This is a genomic window from Streptomyces sp. MUM 2J (assembly GCF_022414535.1).
GTDB lineage: Bacteria > Actinomycetota > Actinomycetes > Streptomycetales > Streptomycetaceae > Streptomyces.
Genome location: NZ_JADWYM010000061.1, coordinates 1 through 18,027, shown reverse-complemented (window position 1 = coordinate 18,027; position 18,027 = coordinate 1). Strand labels below are relative to the sequence as shown.

Genomic DNA, 18,027 nt, shown 5'->3' with positions numbered 1-18,027 from the left:
CGTGGATCAGGCCGGGGCCAGTTCCTTGTCGCCGTCCTCCTGCTGCTCCGGCAGGCCGGCGTCCGACGCGGGCTCGTCCGCGCGCTCGTTCTCGTTCTCGTTCTCGTTCTCGTCGAGCAGCGTCTTCTCGTCGAAGGGCAGCTCGCCGGTGAGGACCTGACGGACCCGGTCCCTGTCGATCTCCTTCGTCCACGTGCCGACGAGCACGGTGGCCACGGCGTTGCCCGCGAAGTTGGTCAGGGCGCGGGCCTCGCTCATGAAGCGGTCGATGCCGACGACCAGCCCGATGCCGTCCACCAGGGCCGGCTTGTGCGACTGGAGTCCGCCCGCCAGGGTCGCCAGCCCCGCGCCGGTGACACCCGCCGCGCCCTTGGAGGCCACCAGCAGGAACAACAGCAGCGGGATCTGCTCGCCGACCGACATCGGGGTGCCCATGGCGTCGGCGATGAACAGCGACGCCATGGTCATGTAGATCATGGTGCCGTCGAGGTTGAAGGAGTAGCCGGTCGGCACGGTGATGCCGACCACCGGCTTGCTGACCCCCAGGTGCTCCATCTTCGCGATCAGGCGCGGCAGCGCGGACTCGGAGGAGGAGGTGGACAGGATCAGCAGGAACTCGCGGGCCAGGTACCGGAACAGGGTGAGGACGTTCAGGCCGGCCACGATCCGCAGCAGTGCGCCGAGCACGACGAACACGAAGAGGAAGCAGGTGGCGTAGAAGCCGAGCATCAGCACGGCCAGGCTCTTGAGCGCCTCCAGGCCGGCCGAGCCGACGACCGCCGCCATGGCGCCGAACGCGCCGACCGGCGCCGCCCACATGATCATGGCGAGGACACGGAAGACGAGCCGCTGGATGTGCTCGACACCGCGCAGGACCGGCTGCCCGGCGCTGCCCATGGCCTGCAGAGCGAACCCGCACAGCAGCGCGATCAGCAGCGTCTGCAGCACCTCGCCCCCGGTGAACGCCGAGACGATCGTGGTCGGGACGATGCCGAGCAGGAACTCGGTGGTGTCCTTCGACTCCGCGTCGACCTGCGCGTGCCCGATGTTCTTGACCGCGTCGGTGACCGCGAGCCCGCTGCCGGGCTCCAGGATGTTGCCGACGACGAGACCGATGCCGAGCGCGACCAGCGACATGGCGAGGAAGTAGACCAGCGCGATCCCGCCGACGGCACCCACCTTGGCGGCTTTCCGCACGGAGCCGATGCCCAGCACGATCGTGCAGAAGATGATCGGCGAGATCATCATCTTGATCAGGTTCACGAAGCCCTTGCCGAGCGGCTTGAGCTGGACGGCGAAGTCGGGCGCGGCCAGGCCGACGACGATGCCGAGGGCGACCGCGAGGATCACCGCGATGTACAGGTAGTGGGTGCGGTCCCGCTTCCCAGCGGGACCGGCAGGTGCCGTTTCGGGGGTACTGGCGGCCACGGCTGCCCTCCTTGACGTCTTCGTCGGCATGACCGGCGTGCGGCTCACGTCCGGATCGGTGGGGGGGAATGCAGGGACTATCTCCCGCCCTGTGACGGCGGTCACCCTTCCGTTCATTGAGTTCACGCCGGAGCGGAGAGGCACACTGACGGCATGCGCCTCCCGCCCCTCCCCCGACCCCGCAGCCTGGCGGGACAGCTGTTCGCCATGCAGGCCGTCCTGATCACGGTCGTCGTGGCGGGGTACGCGCTGTTCACGTACATCAGCGACCGCAGCCAGGCGGAGGCCGCCGCGGGCCGCCGGGCCAGGGCGGTCGCCCGCACCGTCGCGGACTCCCCGTCCGTGCACGCCGCGATCCGCACCGCCGACCCGACCAGCCGGCTCCAGCCGTACGCCCTGCGGGTCATGCACGACACCGGCGTCGACTTCATCACGATCATGGACCCCCGGGGCATCCGCTGGACCCACCCCGATCCGCAGCAGATCGGCGGCCACTTCCTCGGCCACATCGGACGGTCGCAGAACGGCGAGACCTTCACCGAGACCTACACCGGCACCCTCGGGCCGTCCGTCCGCGCGGTCACCCCGATCGAGGACGGCGGCCGGATCGTCGGCATGGTCAGTGCCGGCATCAAGGTCGAGGCGATCAGCGCCCGGGTGCAGGACCAGGTGACTGCCCTGCTCGGCGTCGCGGCGGGGGCACTGGTGCTGGGCGCCGTCGGGACGTACGTGGTCAACGCCCGGCTGCGCCGCCACACCCACGGCATGAACGCCGCCGAACTCAGCCGCATGCACGACTACCACGAGGCCGCCCTGCACGCCGTACGCGAGGGGCTGCTGCTGCTCGACGGGCAGTACCGTGTGGCGCTGATCAACGACGGCGGACAGGAGCTGCTGGGGGTGACGGGCGACGTGGTGGGCCGATCGGTGGCGGACCTCGGGCTGCCGGCGCCCCTGACGGGCGCGCTGCTGTCGTCCGGGCCGCGCGTGGACGAGGTGCACCTGACGGCGGACCGGGTGGTGGCCGTCAACACCTCCCCGGTGTCCGGCGGGGAGCGCCGCGGCACCATAGTGACCCTGCGGGACGTGACCGAACTCCAGTCCCTGATGGGCGAGCTGGACTCCGAACGCGGCTTCACCCAGGCACTGCGCTCCCAGGCCCACGAGGCGGCGAACCGGCTGCACACCGTGGTGTCGCTGATCGAACTGGGCCGGGCCGAGGAGGCGGTGGAGTTCGCCACCGCGGAACTGGAACTGGCCCAGGCCCTGACCGACCAGGTGGTCGCCGCGGTGGGCGAACCGGTGCTGGCCGCCCTGCTGCTGGGCAAGACGGCGCAGGCGAACGAACGGGGCGTGGAGCTGGTCGTGTCCGGGGACAGCCGCCTCGACGACGGCGTCCTGCCGGAGCACCTCCCGGCCCGGGACCTGGTGACCCTGCTCGGCAACCTCGTCGACAACGCCGTGGACGCGGCGCAGGGCAGTGTCCCGGCGCGGGTGACGGTGACGGCGTACACCGAGGGGGACGCGGAGCTGGTCCTGCGGGTCGCCGACTCCGGTCCCGGCGTGGCCCCCGCCCACTCCGACGCCGTCTTCCGGCGCGGCTTCTCCACCAAGCCCGCCGGCCCCGGCGGACGCGGCCTCGGCCTGGCCCTGGTCCGGCAGACCGTGCAGCGCCATGAGGGCGCGCTGTCGGTGGCGCGGTCCGCCGACGGCGGCGCGGAGTTCGAGGTGCGGCTGCCGCTGCGGGTGGGCGCGGTGTCCGGAGGCGGCGCGTGAGGGCGGGCGACGCGGGGGGCACACAGTCACCGATCCGGGTGCTGATCGTCGAGGACGACCCGGTCGCCGCCGACGCGCACGTCATGTACGTCGACCGGGTGCCGGGCTTCGCCGCCGTCGGCACCGCGCACACGGGTGCGGAGGCGCGCCGGGCACTGGAACGCACGCAGGTCGACCTGCTGCTCCTGGACCTGCACCTGCCGGACGGGCACGGGCTGCAGCTGGCGCGGTCGCTGCGGGCCGCCGGGTACCGCGCGGACGTCGTCGCGGTGACGTCCGCGCGGGACCTGGCCGTGGTACGGGAGGGCGTGTCGCTGGGCGTCGTGCAGTACGTCCTGAAGCCGTTCACCTTCGCCACCCTGCGGGACCGGCTCGTCCGGTACGCCGAGTTCCGCGGCGCCGCGGGCGAGGCCAGCGGCCAGGACGAGGTGGACCGGGCCCTGGCCACGCTGCGGGCACCGGGCCCCGCGGCACTGCCCAAGGGGTTGAGCGCGCCGACCCTGGAGCGGGTCACGGGGGCCCTGCGGGAGGCGGAGACGGGACTCACCGCGGCCGGCGTGGCCGAGGCGGTCGGCATCTCCCGCATCACGGCCCGGCGGTACCTGGAGCACCTGGTGGACGCGGGAAGGGCCGGCCGGGAGCCGATCTACGGCCAGGTGGGCAGACCGGAGCTGGTGTACCGGTGGGTGCCGCGAGCGGGCCGGGGGCGGTAGGCGGGCAGCGGCCGTCGACGGTGACGGCGCGGGCGCGGGTTCCGGCCACCCGGTCGGGGCAACGGCGCGGGTGAGGGCGCCTGAGCCCGAGCGGGAACTTCTGAACTCCCGGAACGACGCACGCCCTTGCCGCCGCCCTCACACGGCGACACCTTGTGTGCCGCATGTCCCTTCAGCGAGGTCTCCGAGGGGCGTTCACGCCCACCCCGCCCCCGCGTACACCCGAGCCCCCCGCCGCGGAAGCACCGCCCACATCCGCGTCCCGCCCCCGGGTTCGTGCGCCTCCCCGAACCCCCAGTCCCCCTCGCAGGCCCGCACCACGCAAGCGAGGACCCGCAGAGCGGCGCGGCGCCGTGCGTCGCAGGCCGCGGCGAGGCGGGGATGGGAGTGCCGGGCATGCCCCTCGTGGACGACGACCCGCAGTTCCCCGTCCCGGTACCGCAGGGACAGGTACATCTCACTTCCGGGCGTGAACCGGCAGGCGCAGGCCGCCAGTTCACCCACCACCTGCACCACCGCGTCCGTCACGTCGGCCAGCCCGTGCGCCTGGAGCACGACCCGCGCGGCGGAGCGGGCGACGTGGGGCCCGGTCGGCCCGGCGGGCAGCGTGAAGCTGTACGCGAGCGTGTCGGGGGACGGCGGCGGCATCGTGCGTTCGTCGGTGGAGAGAGGACAGGCCGAGACGGCCACAGGTGCGGTCATGGGGACCCCTTCGCGTGTTCATGGCGTGCGTCATGCCGAACGAGCCGACGACTCGGCGGGCAGCCGGTGGCCTGTCTCCCCGGCGCGGGCCCGCCCCTCCCGGGGAAGGAGGACGCGGGCAGGCTCGCGCGATGCACTTCCGGCGACCTCATGCCGTAAGCAGCTCATCACTGACTGTAGAGATAGATGTGGCACTCGTGCCACCTTCTCTCTTGAATTGCCCCTTTCGGATTGGACCGGCGCCATCCGCGCGATGCAGACTGGCCCCGATCCGACGGGGAGAAGGGGCACCGATGCCGACCAGGCCCGCGCCAACGGAACGTCAGAAGCGCCTGGGCGCTGAACTGCGCAGGATGCGACTCGACGCCGGGCGGACCACGGAGTACGCCGCCGGACTGCTGGGATTGGACCGCACCAAGGTGTCCAACATGGAGTCCGGAATCCGTGGCGCCTCACCGGAACGGATTCGAACGCTGGCCAGCAACTACGAGTGCTCGGACGAGGCGTACATCGAGGGGCTGGTCGCCATGGCCGACACGCGTAAACGGTGCTGGTGGCATCAGTTCAGGGGGGCACTGCCGCAAGGACTCCTGGACGTGGCCGAATTGGAGTGGTTCGCCACGCGCCTCCGGAGCTACCAGACAGTGCATGTCCCCGGATTGCTCCAACTCGGGGCGTACGCCCGCGCCGTCTTCGCCGCCGCGCTGCCGCCGCTCCCCCCGTCAGAGGTCGAACTCCGCGTCGTACAGCGACTGCGGCGGCAACAGGTACTCGACCGCGACCCCGGGCCCGTCGACTACGTCGCGTACGTCCACGAGTGGGCACTGCGCATGCAGTTCGGCGGGCGCCGCGCCATGCGGGAGCAGCTACTGCACCTCTGCGACGCCTCAGAACGACCCAACGTCGAGATCCGCGTCCTCCCCGTCGAGGCGGGGGCCTTCCCCGGTGCGGGGCATGCGGTCCTCTATGCCCATGGCGCCGTCCCCCGGCTCGACACCGTGCAACTCGACTCCGCACACGGCGGGGAGTTCACTCATTCCGAGGCCCAGCTGACCAAATACCGGTCGCACATGGACTGGTGGCACACGCACACGCTGAGCCCCGAGCATTCCCGGGACCTGATCCGCGCCATCGCCCACCAGCTCTGAACCGAAGGAAGCATGATGATCGACATCACCTGGGAAGAACCCTTCTGCGCCGAAGGCAACAACTGCTTCCGCATAGGCACCGACCCCGCGGGCAACGCCTACATCGCGGTCTCCGGCCAGGAGGACCGTCCGCTCACCGACTCCCGCGACGCGCTCCGCGCGCTCATCCGGGACATCAAGGCCGGCAGGGTCGACCACCTTCTGTAGGGCGCAGGCACATTGCCGGGCACTGCGGCGGGCTGCGGGGTCCGAGCGGCTCCGCCACCGTGGTCAGGCTGGTCGGTCGACCGTCCCACCGCACCCCCCGCTTCCCCGCGCCCACCCCACCCCGCCCCGTCCAAGGCCCGCAACCTACGGAACCGTAGGTTCCTACAATCCGTGATCCTGGCGGAACGCCCCGTGGTACTCACCGTGCCCGCACCCCTACGTTGTGGCGGGTGCACCAGAGCTCAGCTCCACCGAACCAGCCCGGCCCCCCGTTCAACGCCCCGGCCGCCCGCAGGCTCCGCGCCGCCCTCGGCATGGGGCCCGAGCACGTCGCCCACGGCATGCGCGTGTCGTACGGGCTGACGTATGTCACCCCGGACCTCGTCGTCGCCTGGGAGCGCGGTGTCGCCCACCCCGGGAACCCCGAACTCACCGCGCTCGCGGGCGTGCTGTGGTGCGCTCCGGGTGAACTCATCGGCCGGCCGCGCACCCTGCGCGAGCACCGCATCGCGGCCGGCGTCGCACCGGAGGACGTCGCCCGTGCGGCCGGCATGGACCTGCGCGCGTATCTGCGGATGGAGGAGAGCGACCAGTGGCGCGGCAACGAGCGCCAGGCGGCGGCCCTCTCGCAGGCGCTGCGGCTGTCGGTGCCGGACTTCGTGGCGGTCACGGGGCGTGAGCAGCGGCTGGCCGAGTTGCTGCGCAGCGCGGCGACCACGCGCTGGCAGGGGTACGTGAAGCCGGTCGGCAAGGTGGCACCCGTGGCCCGGGGCGTCCTGGAGCAGGTGCTCCAGGAGTTGCACGAGGACTACCAGGGCCACATGGCCGCCACCCTCAGCTGGGGTGGCGGCAGCAGCGAGGCCAGCGAGTCCGGCCGGGTCTTCCTCGACCGGATCGTGGAGAACTTCTGGGCGGCGGTCCGGCAGCGGACCGGCTGAACGGTCCGGGTCATCAGCGGCTGAGCGGGCCGGGTGCGGGCCACCGCGGTCCGGCAGCGCCCCCGAGGCGTCGCGGGGGTACGGCGCGCCCGGCCACGACGGTGCCGCGGACGACCGGCGACGGCCCGTCGCGGCACTCCGGGCGGAGCCCCCCGCGGACTGCGGACTGCTGACTAGAAGACCGACTCCGCCTCGTCCATCCGGTCCTTCGGCACGGTCTTCAGCTCGGTCACGGCCTCCGCCAGCGGCACCATCACGATGTCGGTGCCGCGCAGGGCGGTCATCCGGCCGAACTCGCCGCGGTGCGCGGCCTCCACGGCGTGCCAGCCGAAGCGGGTGGCGAGGACGCGGTCGTACGCGGTGGGCGTGCCGCCGCGCTGGACGTGGCCGAGGATGACCGGCTTGGCCTCCTTGCCGAGACGGCGCTCCAGCTCGTGGGCGAGGGCGGTGCCGATGCCCAGGAAGCGCTCGTGGCCGAACTGGTCGATCTCGCCCTTGCCGTAGTCCATGGTGCCGTCGGCGGGGTGGGCACCCTCGGCGACGCAGACGACGGCGAACTTCTTGCCCCGGGCGAACCGCTCCTCGACCATCTTGACCAGGTCGGCGGGGTCGAAGGGACGTTCCGGCAGGCAGATGCCGTGGGCGCCGGCGGCCATGCCGGACTCCAGGGCGATCCATCCGGCGTGTCGGCCCATGACCTCGACGACCATCACGCGCTGGTGCGACTCGGCGGTGGTCTTCAGGCGGTCCATCGCCTCGGTGGCGACGCCGACGGCGGTGTCGAAGCCGAAGGTGCGGTCGGTGGAGGAGATGTCGTTGTCGATCGTCTTCGGCACGCCCACGACGGGCAGGCCCGCGTCGGAGAGCATGCGTGCAGCGGTGAGGGTGCCCTCGCCGCCGATCGGGACGAGGGCGTCGATGCCGAAGTCGCGAACGATGTCGGAGGCGTTGTCGCAGGCCTCGCGAAGCCGGTCGCGCTCCAGTCGGGAGGAACCGAGAATGGTGCCGCCGCGGGCCAGGATGCCGCTGACCGCGTTGAGGTCGAGGGTGCGGTAGCGGCCGTCGAGGAGGCCGGCGTACCCGTCCTCGAAGCCGATGACCTCGTCGCCGTACTGGGCGACCGCGCGGTGCACGACCGACCGGATCACGGCGTTCAGGCCGGGGCAGTCGCCGCCTGCGGTGAGAACTCCGATGCGCATCGTGCTGTGTCTCCTGCTCGCTGTGGGTACCGGTGAGCCTCCCGCCGATTCTTTCACGTCCCACAGGCCGGTGGCACGCACCGATCCTGGCGGGCGCCTTATCTAGCGGCGGGGGTATTGTCAAGAGGGTTCAGCTCACCTCGGTGGGCGATTTTTGTGAGCCTGTATACCGGCGAAGCCGCCGAACCCCCCACACCGAACCGTCCGACCGTCCGAGAAGAAGTGGAGAGCCCGCGTGACGCGCAGCGTGTACGTGACCGGTATCGACCGTGGCGACGGCCGCCAGGTCGTCGAGCTGGGGATCATGGAGCTTCTGACCCGGCACGTGGACCGGGTGGGGGTGTTCCGTCCGCTGGTTCACGACGGGCCCGACCGGCTGTTCGAGCTGCTGCGGGCCCGGTACCGGCTCGCGCAGGACCCGGCGACCGTCTACGGCATGGACTACGCGGAGGCCTCCGCGCTCCAGGCCGAGCGGGGGACGGACGAGCTGGTGTCGACCCTCGTCGACCGGTTCCACCTGGTGGCGCGGGACTACGACGTCGTCCTCGTGCTCGGTACCGACTTCGCCCACACCCAGCTCCCGGACGAGCTGGCGATGAACGCGCGGCTGGCCAACGAGTTCGCCGCGTCGGTGATCCCGGTGGTGGGCGGGCGCAAGCAGAGCGCGGAGGCGGTGCTCGCCGAGACCCGCAACGCCTACCGGGCCTACGACGGCCTGGGCTGCGACGTACTGGCCATGGTCGCCAACCGCGTCGCCCGCGAGGACCGCGACCACATCGCCGAGCGCCTCGCCGACCGGCTGCCGGTCCCCTGCTTCGTGCTGCCGGACGAGCCGGCCCTGTCCGCGCCGACCGTCGCGCAGATCACCCAGGCGCTGGACGCGAAGGTGCTGCTCGGCGACGACTCCGGCCTGGCCCGGGACGCGCTCGACTTCGTCTTCGGCGGCGCGATGCTGCCGAACCTGCTCAACGCCCTGACCCCGGGCTGCATGGTCGTCACCCCGGGCGACCGCGCCGACCTCGTGGTGGGCGCGCTGGCCGCGCACAGCGCCGGCACCCCGCCGATAGCCGGCGTGCTGCTCACCCTGGACGAGCGGCCCAGCGACCCGGTCCTCACCCTCGCCGCACGCCTCGCCCCCGGCACCCCGGTGCTGTCGGTGAGCGGCCTGAGCTTCCCCACCGCCGAGCAGCTGTTCGCCCTGGAGGGCAAGCTCAACGCGGCCACCCCGCGGAAGGCGGAGACCGCGCTCGGCCTGTTCGAACGGCATGTCGACACCGGCGACCTGCTCAAGCGGGTCTCCGCGCCCAGCAGCGACCGGGTCACCCCGATGATGTTCGAGCACAAGCTCCTGGAGCAGGCCCGCCTCGACAAGCGCCGGGTGGTGCTGCCGGAGGGCACCGAGGAGCGCGTGCTGCACGCCGCCGAGGTGCTGCTGCGCCGCGGGGTCTGTGACCTGACGCTGCTCGGCCCGGAGGACCAGATCCGCAAGAAGGCCGCCGACCTGGGCATCGACCTCGGCGACACGCAGATCGTCGACCCGGCGGTGTCCGACCTGCGGGACGCCTTCGCCGAGAGGTACGCCAAGCTGCGCGCCCACAAGGGCGTGACGGTGGAGCTTGCCTACGACGTCGTCTCCGACGTCAACTACTTCGGCACGCTGATGGTGCAGGAGGGCCTGGCCGACGGCATGGTGTCGGGATCGGTGCACTCCACGGCCGCGACGATCCGCCCGGCCTTCGAGATCATCAGGACCCGGCCCGGGGGCGCCGCCCCGGGCGGGGTGTCGATCGTGTCGTCCGTGTTCTTCATGTGCCTGGCCGACCGGGTACTCGTCTACGGCGACTGCGCGGTCAACCCCGACCCGGACGCCGAGCAGCTCGCCGACATCGCCATCCAGTCGGCGGCGACGGCCGAGCAGTTCGGTGTGGAGCCGCGGATCGCGATGCTGTCGTACTCGACCGGGAACTCCGGCTCCGGCCGCGACGTGGACAAGGTGCGCGAGGCCACCGAGCTGGTCCGGCTGCGACGGCCCGACCTCAAGATAGAGGGGCCCATCCAGTACGACGCCGCCGTGGAGCCGACGGTCGCGGCGACCAAGCTGCCCGGCTCCGAGGTCGCCGGGCAGGCCACGGTGCTGATCTTCCCCGACCTGAACACGGGCAACAACACCTACAAGGCCGTACAGCGCTCGGCCGGCGCGATCGCCGTCGGCCCGGTCCTCCAGGGCCTGCGCAAGCCGGTCAACGACCTGTCCCGGGGCGCACTGGTCCAGGACATCGTCAACACCGTCGCCATCACGGCGATCCAGGCCCAGACCGCCACCCCGTCCCCGACCGACAAGGCGACCCAGCAGTGACCGCCCAGCAGCCCTCCGCCCCCGCCACCGCCGCGTCCGACGGGCTCGGCCGCGCGCCCGCCTCGCGGGTCCTGGTGCTCAACTCCGGCTCGTCGTCGGTGAAGTACCAGTTGCTCGACATGCGCGACAGCAGCCGGCTGGCGGTGGGGCTCGTCGAGCGGATCGGCGAGCAGACCTCACGCCTGAAGCACACGCCGCTCGCCGCGGGCGGCGACAGCCGGGAGGTCACCGGCCCGATCGCCGACCACGACGCCGCGCTGAAGGCCGTCGCCGAGGAGCTGGCCAAGGACGGCCTGGGCCTGGACTCCCCCGAGCTGGCGGCCATCGGCCACCGGGTGGTGCACGGCGGCAAGCGGTTCACCGAGCCGACGGTCATCGACGACGCGGTGCTGGCGGAGATCGAGCGGCTGATCCCGGTCGCCCCGCTGCACAACCCGGCCAACCTCACCGGCATCCGCACCGCGCAGGCCCTGCGCCCGGACCTGCCGCAGGTCGCCGTCTTCGACACCGCGTTCCACACGACGATGCCGGAGTCGGCCGCCCGCTACGCCATCGACGTCGAGACCGCCGACCGGCACCGTGTGCGCCGGTACGGCTTCCACGGCACCTCGCACGCCTACGTCTCCCGGGCGACGGCGAAGCTGCTGGGCAAGGCGCCGGAGGAGGTGAACGTCATCGTGCTGCACCTGGGCAACGGGGCGTCGGCGTCCGCGGTCAGGAAGGGGCGGTGCGTGGACACCTCCATGGGGCTGACGCCTCTGGAGGGGCTCGTGATGGGCACCCGCTCGGGGGACATGGACCCGGCCGTCATCTTCCATTTGATGCGTGTTGGCGGAATGTCCGCCGACGAGATCGACACTCTCCTCAACAAGAGGAGCGGACTGATCGGCCTGTGCGGGGACAACGACATGCGGGAGATCCGGCGCCGGATCGACGAGGGCGACGAACAGGCGCAATTGGCCTTCGACATCTACATTCACCGGCTGAAGAAGTACATCGGCGCCTATTGCGCCGTGCTCGGCACGGTGGACGCGGTCGCGTTCACCGCCGGGGTGGGCGAGAACTCGGCACCGGTGCGGGAGGCGGCCGTGGCGGGCCTGGAGGGGCTGGGCCTGGCGGTCGACGCCGAGCTGAACGCCGTACGCGGCGACGCGCCACGCCTGATCTCGCCGAAGGAGGCGCGGGTCGCCGTGGCCGTGGTACCGACGGACGAGGAACTGGAGATCGCCACCCAGACCTACGCGCTGGTCGGAAAGAACAAGTGAGCCCAACTGAGCGGACACTCCCTCATTTGTACTTTCCGCCAGACGGAATATTCCGGAGCGAAACAAACCGATAGGATCGCCCCATGCGCCGTTCGAAAATCGTCTGTACTCTCGGCCCCGCGGTCGACTCCCACGAGCAGCTCGTCGCGCTGATCGAGGCCGGCATGAACGTGGCCCGCTTCAACTTCAGCCACGGCACGCACGCCGAGCACCAGGGCCGCTACGACCGTGTCCGCGCCGCGTCCAAGGAGACCGGGAGCGCCGTCGGCGTCCTCGCCGACCTGCAGGGCCCGAAGATCCGTCTGGAGACCTTCGCCGAGGGTCCAGTCGAGCTGGAGCGCGGTGACGAGTTCGTCATCACGACCGAGGACGTGCCGGGCGACAAGCAGATCTGCGGTACCACGTACAAGGGCCTGCCCGGGGACGTCACCAGGGGCGACCAGATCCTCATCAACGACGGCAACGTCGAGCTGAAGGTCACCGAGGTCGACGGCCCCCGGGTGCGGACGATCGTCATCGAGGGCGGTGTCGTCTCCGACCACAAGGGCATCAACCTGCCCGGTGCGGCCGTGAACGTGCCCGCACTGAGCGAGAAGGACATCGAGGACCTCCGCTTCGCCCTCCGCATGGGCTGCGACCTGGTCGCCCTGTCCTTCGTCCGCGACGCCAAGGACGTCCACGACGTGCACCGCGTCATGGACGAGGAGGGCCGCCGCGTCCCCGTCATCGCCAAGGTGGAGAAGCCGCAGGCGGTGGAGAACATGACGGACGTCGTCATGGCGTTCGACGGCGTGATGGTGGCCCGCGGCGACCTGGCCGTCGAGTACCCGCTCGAAAAGGTCCCCATGGTGCAGAAGCGCCTGATCGAGCTGTGCCGGCGCAACGCCAAGCCGGTGATCGTGGCGACCCAGATGATGGAGTCGATGATCACCAACTCCCGTCCGACCCGCGCCGAGGCCTCCGACGTGGCCAACGCGATCCTGGACGGTGCCGACGCGGTCATGCTGTCCGCCGAGTCGAGCGTGGGCGCGTACCCGATCGAGACCGTCAAGACGATGTCGAAGATCGTCTCCGCGGCCGAGGAGGAGCTGCTGAGCAAGGGCCTGCAGCCGCTGGTGCCCGGCAAGAAGCCGCGCACCCAGGGCGGCTCGGTGGCCCGCGCGGCCTGCGAGATCGCCGACTTCCTCGGCGGCAAGGGCCTGGTCGCCTTCACCAAGTCCGGTGACACCGCCCGGCGCCTGTCCCGCTACCGGGCCACGCAGCCGATCCTCGCCTTCACCACCGACGAGGGCACCCGCAACCAGCTGGCCCTCAGCTGGGGCGTGGAGTCGCACATCGTGCCCTTCGTCAACACCACCGACGAGATGGTCGACCTGGTCGACCAGGAGGTGATGAAGCTCAACCGCTTCGACGAAGGCGACGTGCTGATCATCACCGCCGGCTCCCCGCCCGGCGTCCCCGGCACCACCAACATGGTCCGGGTCCACCACCTGGGCAGCGGCGAACGGGACTGACCCCGCGTCGTCCCGCCGTGCCTCCGGCCCGGGAACCCGCCGAGGGCGCGCCCTGCTCGCAGGCGCCGCCGGTCGATTCGCCCCGCCGGGTTTCGCCTCGGCGGGGCGAAGGCGTGCAGAGGGCTGGTGAGTGAAGAGCCCCTGGAGGGACCGTCGGTCCCTCCTGGGGCTCTTTCGCGTCAACGGGCGCTGCCCGCCGGACTCAACGGAGCCGTGCCCGCCGGGCCGCGCCTAGCGTGCCACGTACCCGAAGCGGGCGCCCGCGGCGGGAAGGCCACCGGTGCCGGGCCGGTAGGTGGTGATCGCGGTGGCAGTACCGCCGGCGGTCACGTTGGCCATGGGCAGCATGTGCACGGCGCCGTAGGCGTTCGGGCCGTAGGGCATGCCGATGTACAGGCCGGTGCCGGTGTAGTGGATGCTCTTGCCCACGTACTGGTTGGCACCCGGGGTGCCCGGAAGGCCGGTGGAGTTGCCCGCCTCGATCCAGCGGTCGTACGTGCCCGCCGCGCCCACGAGCGAGAAGGTCTGGACCGCGCCCGCGTTCGCGGTCGAACCGATGGCCTCGTTCGGGACGCCGACGGCCAGCTTCATCGTGGCCGTGGTGCTCACCGCGCGCGGCGCGGTGTTCACGGCGGACAGGGTCGAGCCGAACCTGTCACCGGACTCGGAGGTGCCGGACACGTCGTCGGTGCCGGTGCCCTGCGAGTACGTGCGGATCTGGCTGTACGAACCCGAGGCGGTGATGCGGAAGGCGTGCACGAGGCCGGTGTCGACCTTGTTCGCCCCGTCGATGGTCAGGTCCTCACCCGGCGAACCGACAGCGAGGATCGACTCCGTGGCGGCTGCCGCACCCGACGGCCGGTACGTCGCAAGGGCCAGGGACGCGCCGAACAGGTCACCGGCCTCGGCGCCGCCGGAGACGCTGTCCAGGTCCTGGTCGAGGCCGAACAGCGGGGTGGGCCGGCCCTCGGAGTTCAGGGTGTGGCTGAAGACCGCCAGGTTGCCGGCGTCCGCGTCACCGCCGATGGCGTCGTGAGGGGCGGAGATGGCGATGTGGTTGGCGTCGGCCGCGACGGCGCTGCCGAAGGCGTCGTTCGCCTCCACACCGCCCGGCACACCGATGCTGTCCTGGCTGATGGCGATGTTGGTGTCGCCGTGCACGTAGATGGCCATGCCCGCCTTGGCCACCGCGCCGAGGGACTCGCCGGGCACGCCGATGACCACGAACGGCTCACCGGCGGCAGTGGTGCCGGCGGCCAGGGCCTGGCCGGTGCGGTCACCCGCCTCGGCGGTCGACGCGCCGAGCGAGCCGTTGCCCGCGCCCTGCTCGAAGTGGGTGTCCTTGAGGGCACCGGTGCCGATGCCGTTCGGGGCCCCGTACAGGATGTCGACCATCCCGGCGTCCTTGACGGAGCCGAGGTCCTCGGAGGGCGTGCCGACGACCAGGTCGGTGCAGCCGTCCTGGTTGTAGTCGACGGTGTCCATGGCCTCGCCGAACCAGTCGTCGGGCTCGGAGCCGCCTCGCACCCAGTCGAGGTCCTGGTTGATCTCGGCGGTCTTGCCGCCGCCGTAGACGACACGGACGACGCCCGCGCCCGCGTCACCGCCGACGGTCGCCTTCGGGTCGGCGATCGCGATGTCCTCGACGCCGTCGCAGTTGAAGTCGGTTATGCGGACGGCGCCGACCTTGGCGTTCACCCAGGAGGCGAGGTCGTCGACTCGGGCGGCGATCCCGCCGGTGCGGGTCTCGGTGGCGTCGATGCCGTAGCAGCCGCCCTGGAAGGACCTGCTGTTGAGGGCGACGAGCTGGTGGGCTGCGTTCAGCACGGGGCCGCCGGTGTCGCCCATGCAGGCGGACGCGCCGTCCTTGCCGGTGACGGTGGCCGAGGTGGTGTCGGTGGCGTCGACGGTGAGCGCGCCGGTGTGCAGCTTCAGCGGCGCCCATTCGGACTTGGTGCGACCGTACCCGGCGAAGCCCAGCTCCTCGCCGGCGGTGGGCGCGGCGGTGGACAAGGTGGCGGGGGTGACGCCGGTGACGGGCCGGTTCAGGCGGGCCAGCACGACGTCCCGGTCGGTGCGGGGCACGAGTTCGACGACTTCACGCACGGCGCCGTCGGTGCCGGTCAGGTCGGCGCGGCCGATGGTGGCCGTCGTCTTCAGCTTCGGCTTGCCGGCCGGGACGTCGAGGCTCGCGGCCGGGTCGTCGGCGAAGCAACTGGCCGCGGTCAGCAGCCATTCGACGTCGACCAGGACGCCGGAGCAGCCGCGGTCGTAGTCACCGATGAGCAGTTGTGCGGTGGGACCGAACGCGGTACCGGAGACGGGGTTTCCGGTGACGGCGGACGCGGGCGCGGCGCACAGCGCGACCGGACCTGCCAGCAGGGCCGTGGCCAGCGCAGCGAGGCGCACGTGTCTGGTGTGTCGCATGACGTGATTCCTTGGGCTCAAGATCTGCCGGGCGGAAGAGGCCGCGGGCAGAACAGTGGTCGGTGGGGCGTGTGTCGGGCCGGCCCTACTTCGAGGTCCTGATCTCCACGAGCATGAACTCGCGGCCCTGTTCGTCCGCGCTCTCCCCGACCGGAGTCCAGCTGTTCTTGGCGACGTCGAAGCTCTTCTCCTCGGTGCCGGCGGTCATGTCGACCCGGGTCGCGTAGTCGTTGCCCCGGACGCCGTAGACCGAAGGGATCTCCAGGGTCAGCCAGCCGGAATCACCGGTGACCTGGAAGCAGATCTTGTCCTTGCTGCGCGCCCAGACCTCCAACTGGCCGGTTCCGCTCGCACAGTCGGCGAGCGTGATATGGCCGTCGCCGCGCTTGAGGACGATGTTCTTCTCCGCAAGGATCTTGTCAGCCTGCGGGTAGTCGAAGTCCTCCACGGCGTAGCCGGGGGCCTCGCCGGCGACGGCCTCGACGGAGGTGCCGCCGCCCTGGGAGGGCTCGGTCTGCACGCCGCCCGCCGCCACCAGCCACGCCAGGGCGCCGGCTGCCGCAGCGGTGCCCAGCACGCGCCCCGCGAGGCGCTTCGATCTTGACGTAATTGCGCTACGTGCCTTCATTGCAGTCCTATTCGTCAGTTCCCGAAAAAGGGGTCTGGAACGCTTCAAAACGGGCGCGAGGACCACGGCACCACCACCGCCGGAATAGACAGTGAATGCGCGCGCAAAAAAATACGCACAACCATGAACAACATCCCCGTAAGTCTCGGTCGAAGTGGGAGTGCAGCCCTTTTTCCGAGAGTCGCCGTGCGCGACTCGCCCCCGGCTCGCACTCGCAGCCTCCTGCATGTAAGACCCGGACTTCGATCTCTGTCCAATCGGAAAAAGAACCCAAAGGGGATGTAGTGATCGATTTTCTTGTGAACCACGCCACACCACGGAAAGGTTGCATGAAAAAACGTGGAGGATCTGTAAAGACAATGTGAAGCTCTTTGAATTGAACTCCCGGGCGATGCCTCGCGAATCTGTATTGATCGAGTACCGTTTCCGGCCTGCCCGCGGGATTCGACGAGGCGCCCGGCACTTCGCCTTCGCCCCACATTGATTCCATCCGCGCGCAGCTTTCACGACCAGCCATGTGTGACTGGCGGCCGTCCGCCGCCTCGCGCTGCACCGCTGCCAGTCGCCGAAACAGGGGGCCCATCCTTGAACACCACCTACTGGAGCAGGCGGCGCATCCTGACCGCCGCCGCCGCGACCACGGCCGCCGCAGCCCTCCCCCTCGCCACCACCGCCCGGGTGTTCGCCGCCACCGTCGACGACGTGCCCGACCTTCCCTCGCTTCCCGACACCGCACGCGGGAAGGCGGTTTCGGCGTGGAAGGCCGGAGGCACGGCGGTGAGGCAGGCGGCAGCGGCCGCGCTCTCGGGCAGTACGGCCGACGCCGAGGACTTCATCGCCGCCGGACTCCCCTCCGCGATCGCGGAAGACAACCGTGTCGCCCTCCTGAAAGCCCTCGCCGCCTCCGGCAAGGGCGCCACACGGGCCATCACCACCGCACTGGACGGCGGGGACGACGCGATTGCCGCCTTCCTCGCCAACGGATACGAGACCTCGCAGCTCGAAGACCTTCGCGTCCTCACCCTCACCCTGAAGAACCAGGGCGAGACGAGTGTGCAGGCCGCCGCCGGCAACGCCCTGTCCGACGGCTCCTCCGACGCACTGATGACGTTCGTCACCGAAACCCAGTTCACCGCACGCCTGGAGGACGAGAGGGCAGAGGTCCTCAAGATCCTCTCCACCGCCTCCCCCGAGGTGGCGGCCTATGCCCAACGGGCCCTGGACGAGGGCACGGCAGGCGCCGTCCACTGGTTCCTGGAGACCGGTCAGCACATCGCACGTGCCCGCGACCAGGAGACGGCGACCATCGATCAGCTCGTCGCGATCGTCGAACGCGAGGGCAGACGAGCCCAGCTGACGACGGAACAGGCCAAGACGGAGTCGGAGAAGGCACAGACGGCGGCAGCCAAGGCCAAGGAGGCTGCGGAGGAGGCGGCGACCGAGGCGCAGGCAGCGCAGGACGACGTGGAGAAGTCCGGGCGCGCCGCCCGCAAGGCGGCCGGTGCGGCGAAGGGTGCCGCGAAGGCGGCGCGCACCGCCATCTCCGCCTCCCGGGCCGCCCAGTCCGCCGCCCGCCGGGCCGCCTGGGCCGCCAATGCGGCGGCCGCGGCGGCCGCGACGGCCGCACGCGCCGCTTCCGCCGCCTACCGCGCGGCCATCGCCGCCTCCTTCGCGTCGGCGGCGTACTGGGTGGCGCGGTTGGCGTAGTCGACGGCTTGGCCTGCGT

14 protein-coding genes are annotated in these 18,027 nt (G+C 71.2%); 9 read left to right on the top strand and 5 right to left on the bottom strand.

Annotated elements, in window-relative coordinates; translation table 11 throughout:
- Window positions 1–6 precede the first annotated feature (6 nt).
- On the bottom strand, window positions 7–1,458 hold the full coding sequence (locus I3F54_RS30010; protein ID WP_240122081.1) for a cation:dicarboxylate symporter family transporter: 1,452 nt from the start codon (window positions 1,456–1,458) through the stop codon (window positions 7–9).
- A 123-nt stretch (window positions 1,459–1,581) separates the two neighbouring features.
- On the opposite strand from I3F54_RS30010, the gene I3F54_RS30005 reads away from it, so the two are divergent.
- Complete coding sequence (locus I3F54_RS30005) at window positions 1,582–3,204, top strand: sensor histidine kinase (protein WP_240122072.1); 1,623 nt, start codon at window positions 1,582–1,584, stop codon at window positions 3,202–3,204.
- Window positions 3,201–3,917: a response regulator gene (locus I3F54_RS30000; protein ID WP_308374115.1), complete on the top strand. Its 717-nt coding sequence runs from the start codon at window positions 3,201–3,203 to the stop codon at window positions 3,915–3,917. Before I3F54_RS30005 ends, I3F54_RS30000 begins: the two co-directional genes overlap by 4 nt.
- A 195-nt stretch (window positions 3,918–4,112) precedes the next feature.
- Here I3F54_RS30000 and I3F54_RS29995 read toward each other — a convergent pair whose 3' ends face one another.
- The gene (locus tag I3F54_RS29995; protein WP_240122071.1) at window positions 4,113–4,619 is read right to left on the bottom strand and encodes an ATP-binding protein; all 507 of its coding nucleotides are present in this window, start codon (window positions 4,617–4,619) and stop codon (window positions 4,113–4,115) included.
- A 293-nt stretch (window positions 4,620–4,912) separates the two neighbouring features.
- Here I3F54_RS29995 and I3F54_RS29990 point away from each other — a divergent pair, with 293 nt between their 5' ends.
- The 3 genes from I3F54_RS29990 (at window position 4,913) to I3F54_RS29980 (ending at window position 6,912) form a co-directional block, all read left to right on the top strand.
- Window positions 4,913–5,767, top strand: coding sequence for a helix-turn-helix transcriptional regulator (locus tag I3F54_RS29990; RefSeq protein WP_275677068.1), 855 nt, complete (start codon window positions 4,913–4,915; stop codon window positions 5,765–5,767).
- A gap of 15 nt (window positions 5,768–5,782) precedes the next feature.
- Window positions 5,783–5,974, top strand: a complete 192-nt coding sequence (locus I3F54_RS29985) for a hypothetical protein (RefSeq protein WP_240122079.1) — start codon at window positions 5,783–5,785, stop codon at window positions 5,972–5,974.
- 221 nt (window positions 5,975–6,195) lie between these two features.
- Window positions 6,196–6,912 (top strand): helix-turn-helix transcriptional regulator, encoded by a 717-nt coding sequence (locus I3F54_RS29980; RefSeq protein WP_240122069.1) that lies wholly within the window; start codon window positions 6,196–6,198, stop codon window positions 6,910–6,912.
- Between the two features lie 173 nt (window positions 6,913–7,085).
- Here I3F54_RS29980 and I3F54_RS29975 read toward each other — a convergent pair whose 3' ends face one another.
- Window positions 7,086–8,111: an ATP-dependent 6-phosphofructokinase gene (locus tag I3F54_RS29975; protein ID WP_240122068.1), complete on the bottom strand. Its 1,026-nt coding sequence runs from the start codon at window positions 8,109–8,111 to the stop codon at window positions 7,086–7,088.
- Between the two features lie 235 nt (window positions 8,112–8,346).
- On the opposite strand from I3F54_RS29975, the gene pta reads away from it, so the two are divergent.
- The 3 genes from pta (at window position 8,347) to pyk (ending at window position 13,246) form a co-directional block, all read left to right on the top strand.
- Window positions 8,347–10,467 (top strand): phosphate acetyltransferase, encoded by a 2,121-nt coding sequence (gene pta / locus I3F54_RS29970; protein ID WP_240122067.1) that lies wholly within the window; start codon window positions 8,347–8,349, stop codon window positions 10,465–10,467.
- Between the two features lie 71 nt (window positions 10,468–10,538).
- Window positions 10,539–11,732: an acetate kinase gene (locus I3F54_RS29965; RefSeq protein WP_240122078.1), complete on the top strand. Its 1,194-nt coding sequence runs from the start codon at window positions 10,539–10,541 to the stop codon at window positions 11,730–11,732.
- 83 nt (window positions 11,733–11,815) lie between these two features.
- Complete coding sequence (pyk, locus tag I3F54_RS29960) at window positions 11,816–13,246, top strand: pyruvate kinase (RefSeq protein WP_240122066.1); 1,431 nt, start codon at window positions 11,816–11,818, stop codon at window positions 13,244–13,246.
- Window positions 13,247–13,477: 231 nt separating this feature from the next.
- Here pyk and I3F54_RS29955 read toward each other — a convergent pair whose 3' ends face one another.
- Window positions 13,478–15,673: a trypsin-like serine protease gene (locus I3F54_RS29955; protein ID WP_240122065.1), complete on the bottom strand. Its 2,196-nt coding sequence runs from the start codon at window positions 15,671–15,673 to the stop codon at window positions 13,478–13,480.
- Between the two features lie 85 nt (window positions 15,674–15,758).
- Window positions 15,759–16,301 carry a hypothetical protein gene (locus I3F54_RS29950; RefSeq protein ID WP_240122064.1) on the bottom strand — a complete coding sequence of 181 codons (543 nt, stop codon included), beginning with the start codon at window positions 16,299–16,301 and terminating at the stop codon, window positions 15,759–15,761.
- A 585-nt stretch (window positions 16,302–16,886) separates the two neighbouring features.
- On the opposite strand from I3F54_RS29950, the gene I3F54_RS29945 reads away from it, so the two are divergent.
- Window positions 16,887–18,008 carry an ALF repeat-containing protein gene (locus I3F54_RS29945; RefSeq protein ID WP_240122063.1) on the top strand — a complete coding sequence of 374 codons (1,122 nt, stop codon included), beginning with the start codon at window positions 16,887–16,889 and terminating at the stop codon, window positions 18,006–18,008.
- The last annotated feature ends 19 nt before the right edge of the window (window positions 18,009–18,027 follow it).

Excerpts from the sequence above, each read along its gene's own strand:
- I3F54_RS30010 (WP_240122081.1), bottom strand. The coding sequence starts at position 1,458 with ATGCCGACGAAGACGTCAAGGAGGGCAGCCGTGGCCGCCAGTACCCCC.
- I3F54_RS29995 (WP_240122071.1), bottom strand. The coding sequence starts at position 4,619 with ATGACCGCACCTGTGGCCGTCTCGGCCTGTCCTCTCTCCACCGACGAA.
- I3F54_RS29985 (WP_240122079.1), top strand. The coding sequence starts at position 5,783 with ATGATCGACATCACCTGGGAAGAACCCTTCTGCGCCGAAGGCAACAAC.
- I3F54_RS29955 (WP_240122065.1), bottom strand. The coding sequence starts at position 15,673 with ATGCGACACACCAGACACGTGCGCCTCGCTGCGCTGGCCACGGCCCTG.
- I3F54_RS29975 (WP_240122068.1), bottom strand. The coding sequence starts at position 8,111 with ATGCGCATCGGAGTTCTCACCGCAGGCGGCGACTGCCCCGGCCTGAAC.
- I3F54_RS29990 (WP_275677068.1), top strand. The coding sequence starts at position 4,913 with ATGCCGACCAGGCCCGCGCCAACGGAACGTCAGAAGCGCCTGGGCGCT.
- pyk (WP_240122066.1), top strand. The coding sequence starts at position 11,816 with ATGCGCCGTTCGAAAATCGTCTGTACTCTCGGCCCCGCGGTCGACTCC.
- I3F54_RS30005 (WP_240122072.1), top strand. The coding sequence starts at position 1,582 with ATGCGCCTCCCGCCCCTCCCCCGACCCCGCAGCCTGGCGGGACAGCTG.
- I3F54_RS29950 (WP_240122064.1), bottom strand. The coding sequence starts at position 16,301 with ATGAAGGCACGTAGCGCAATTACGTCAAGATCGAAGCGCCTCGCGGGG.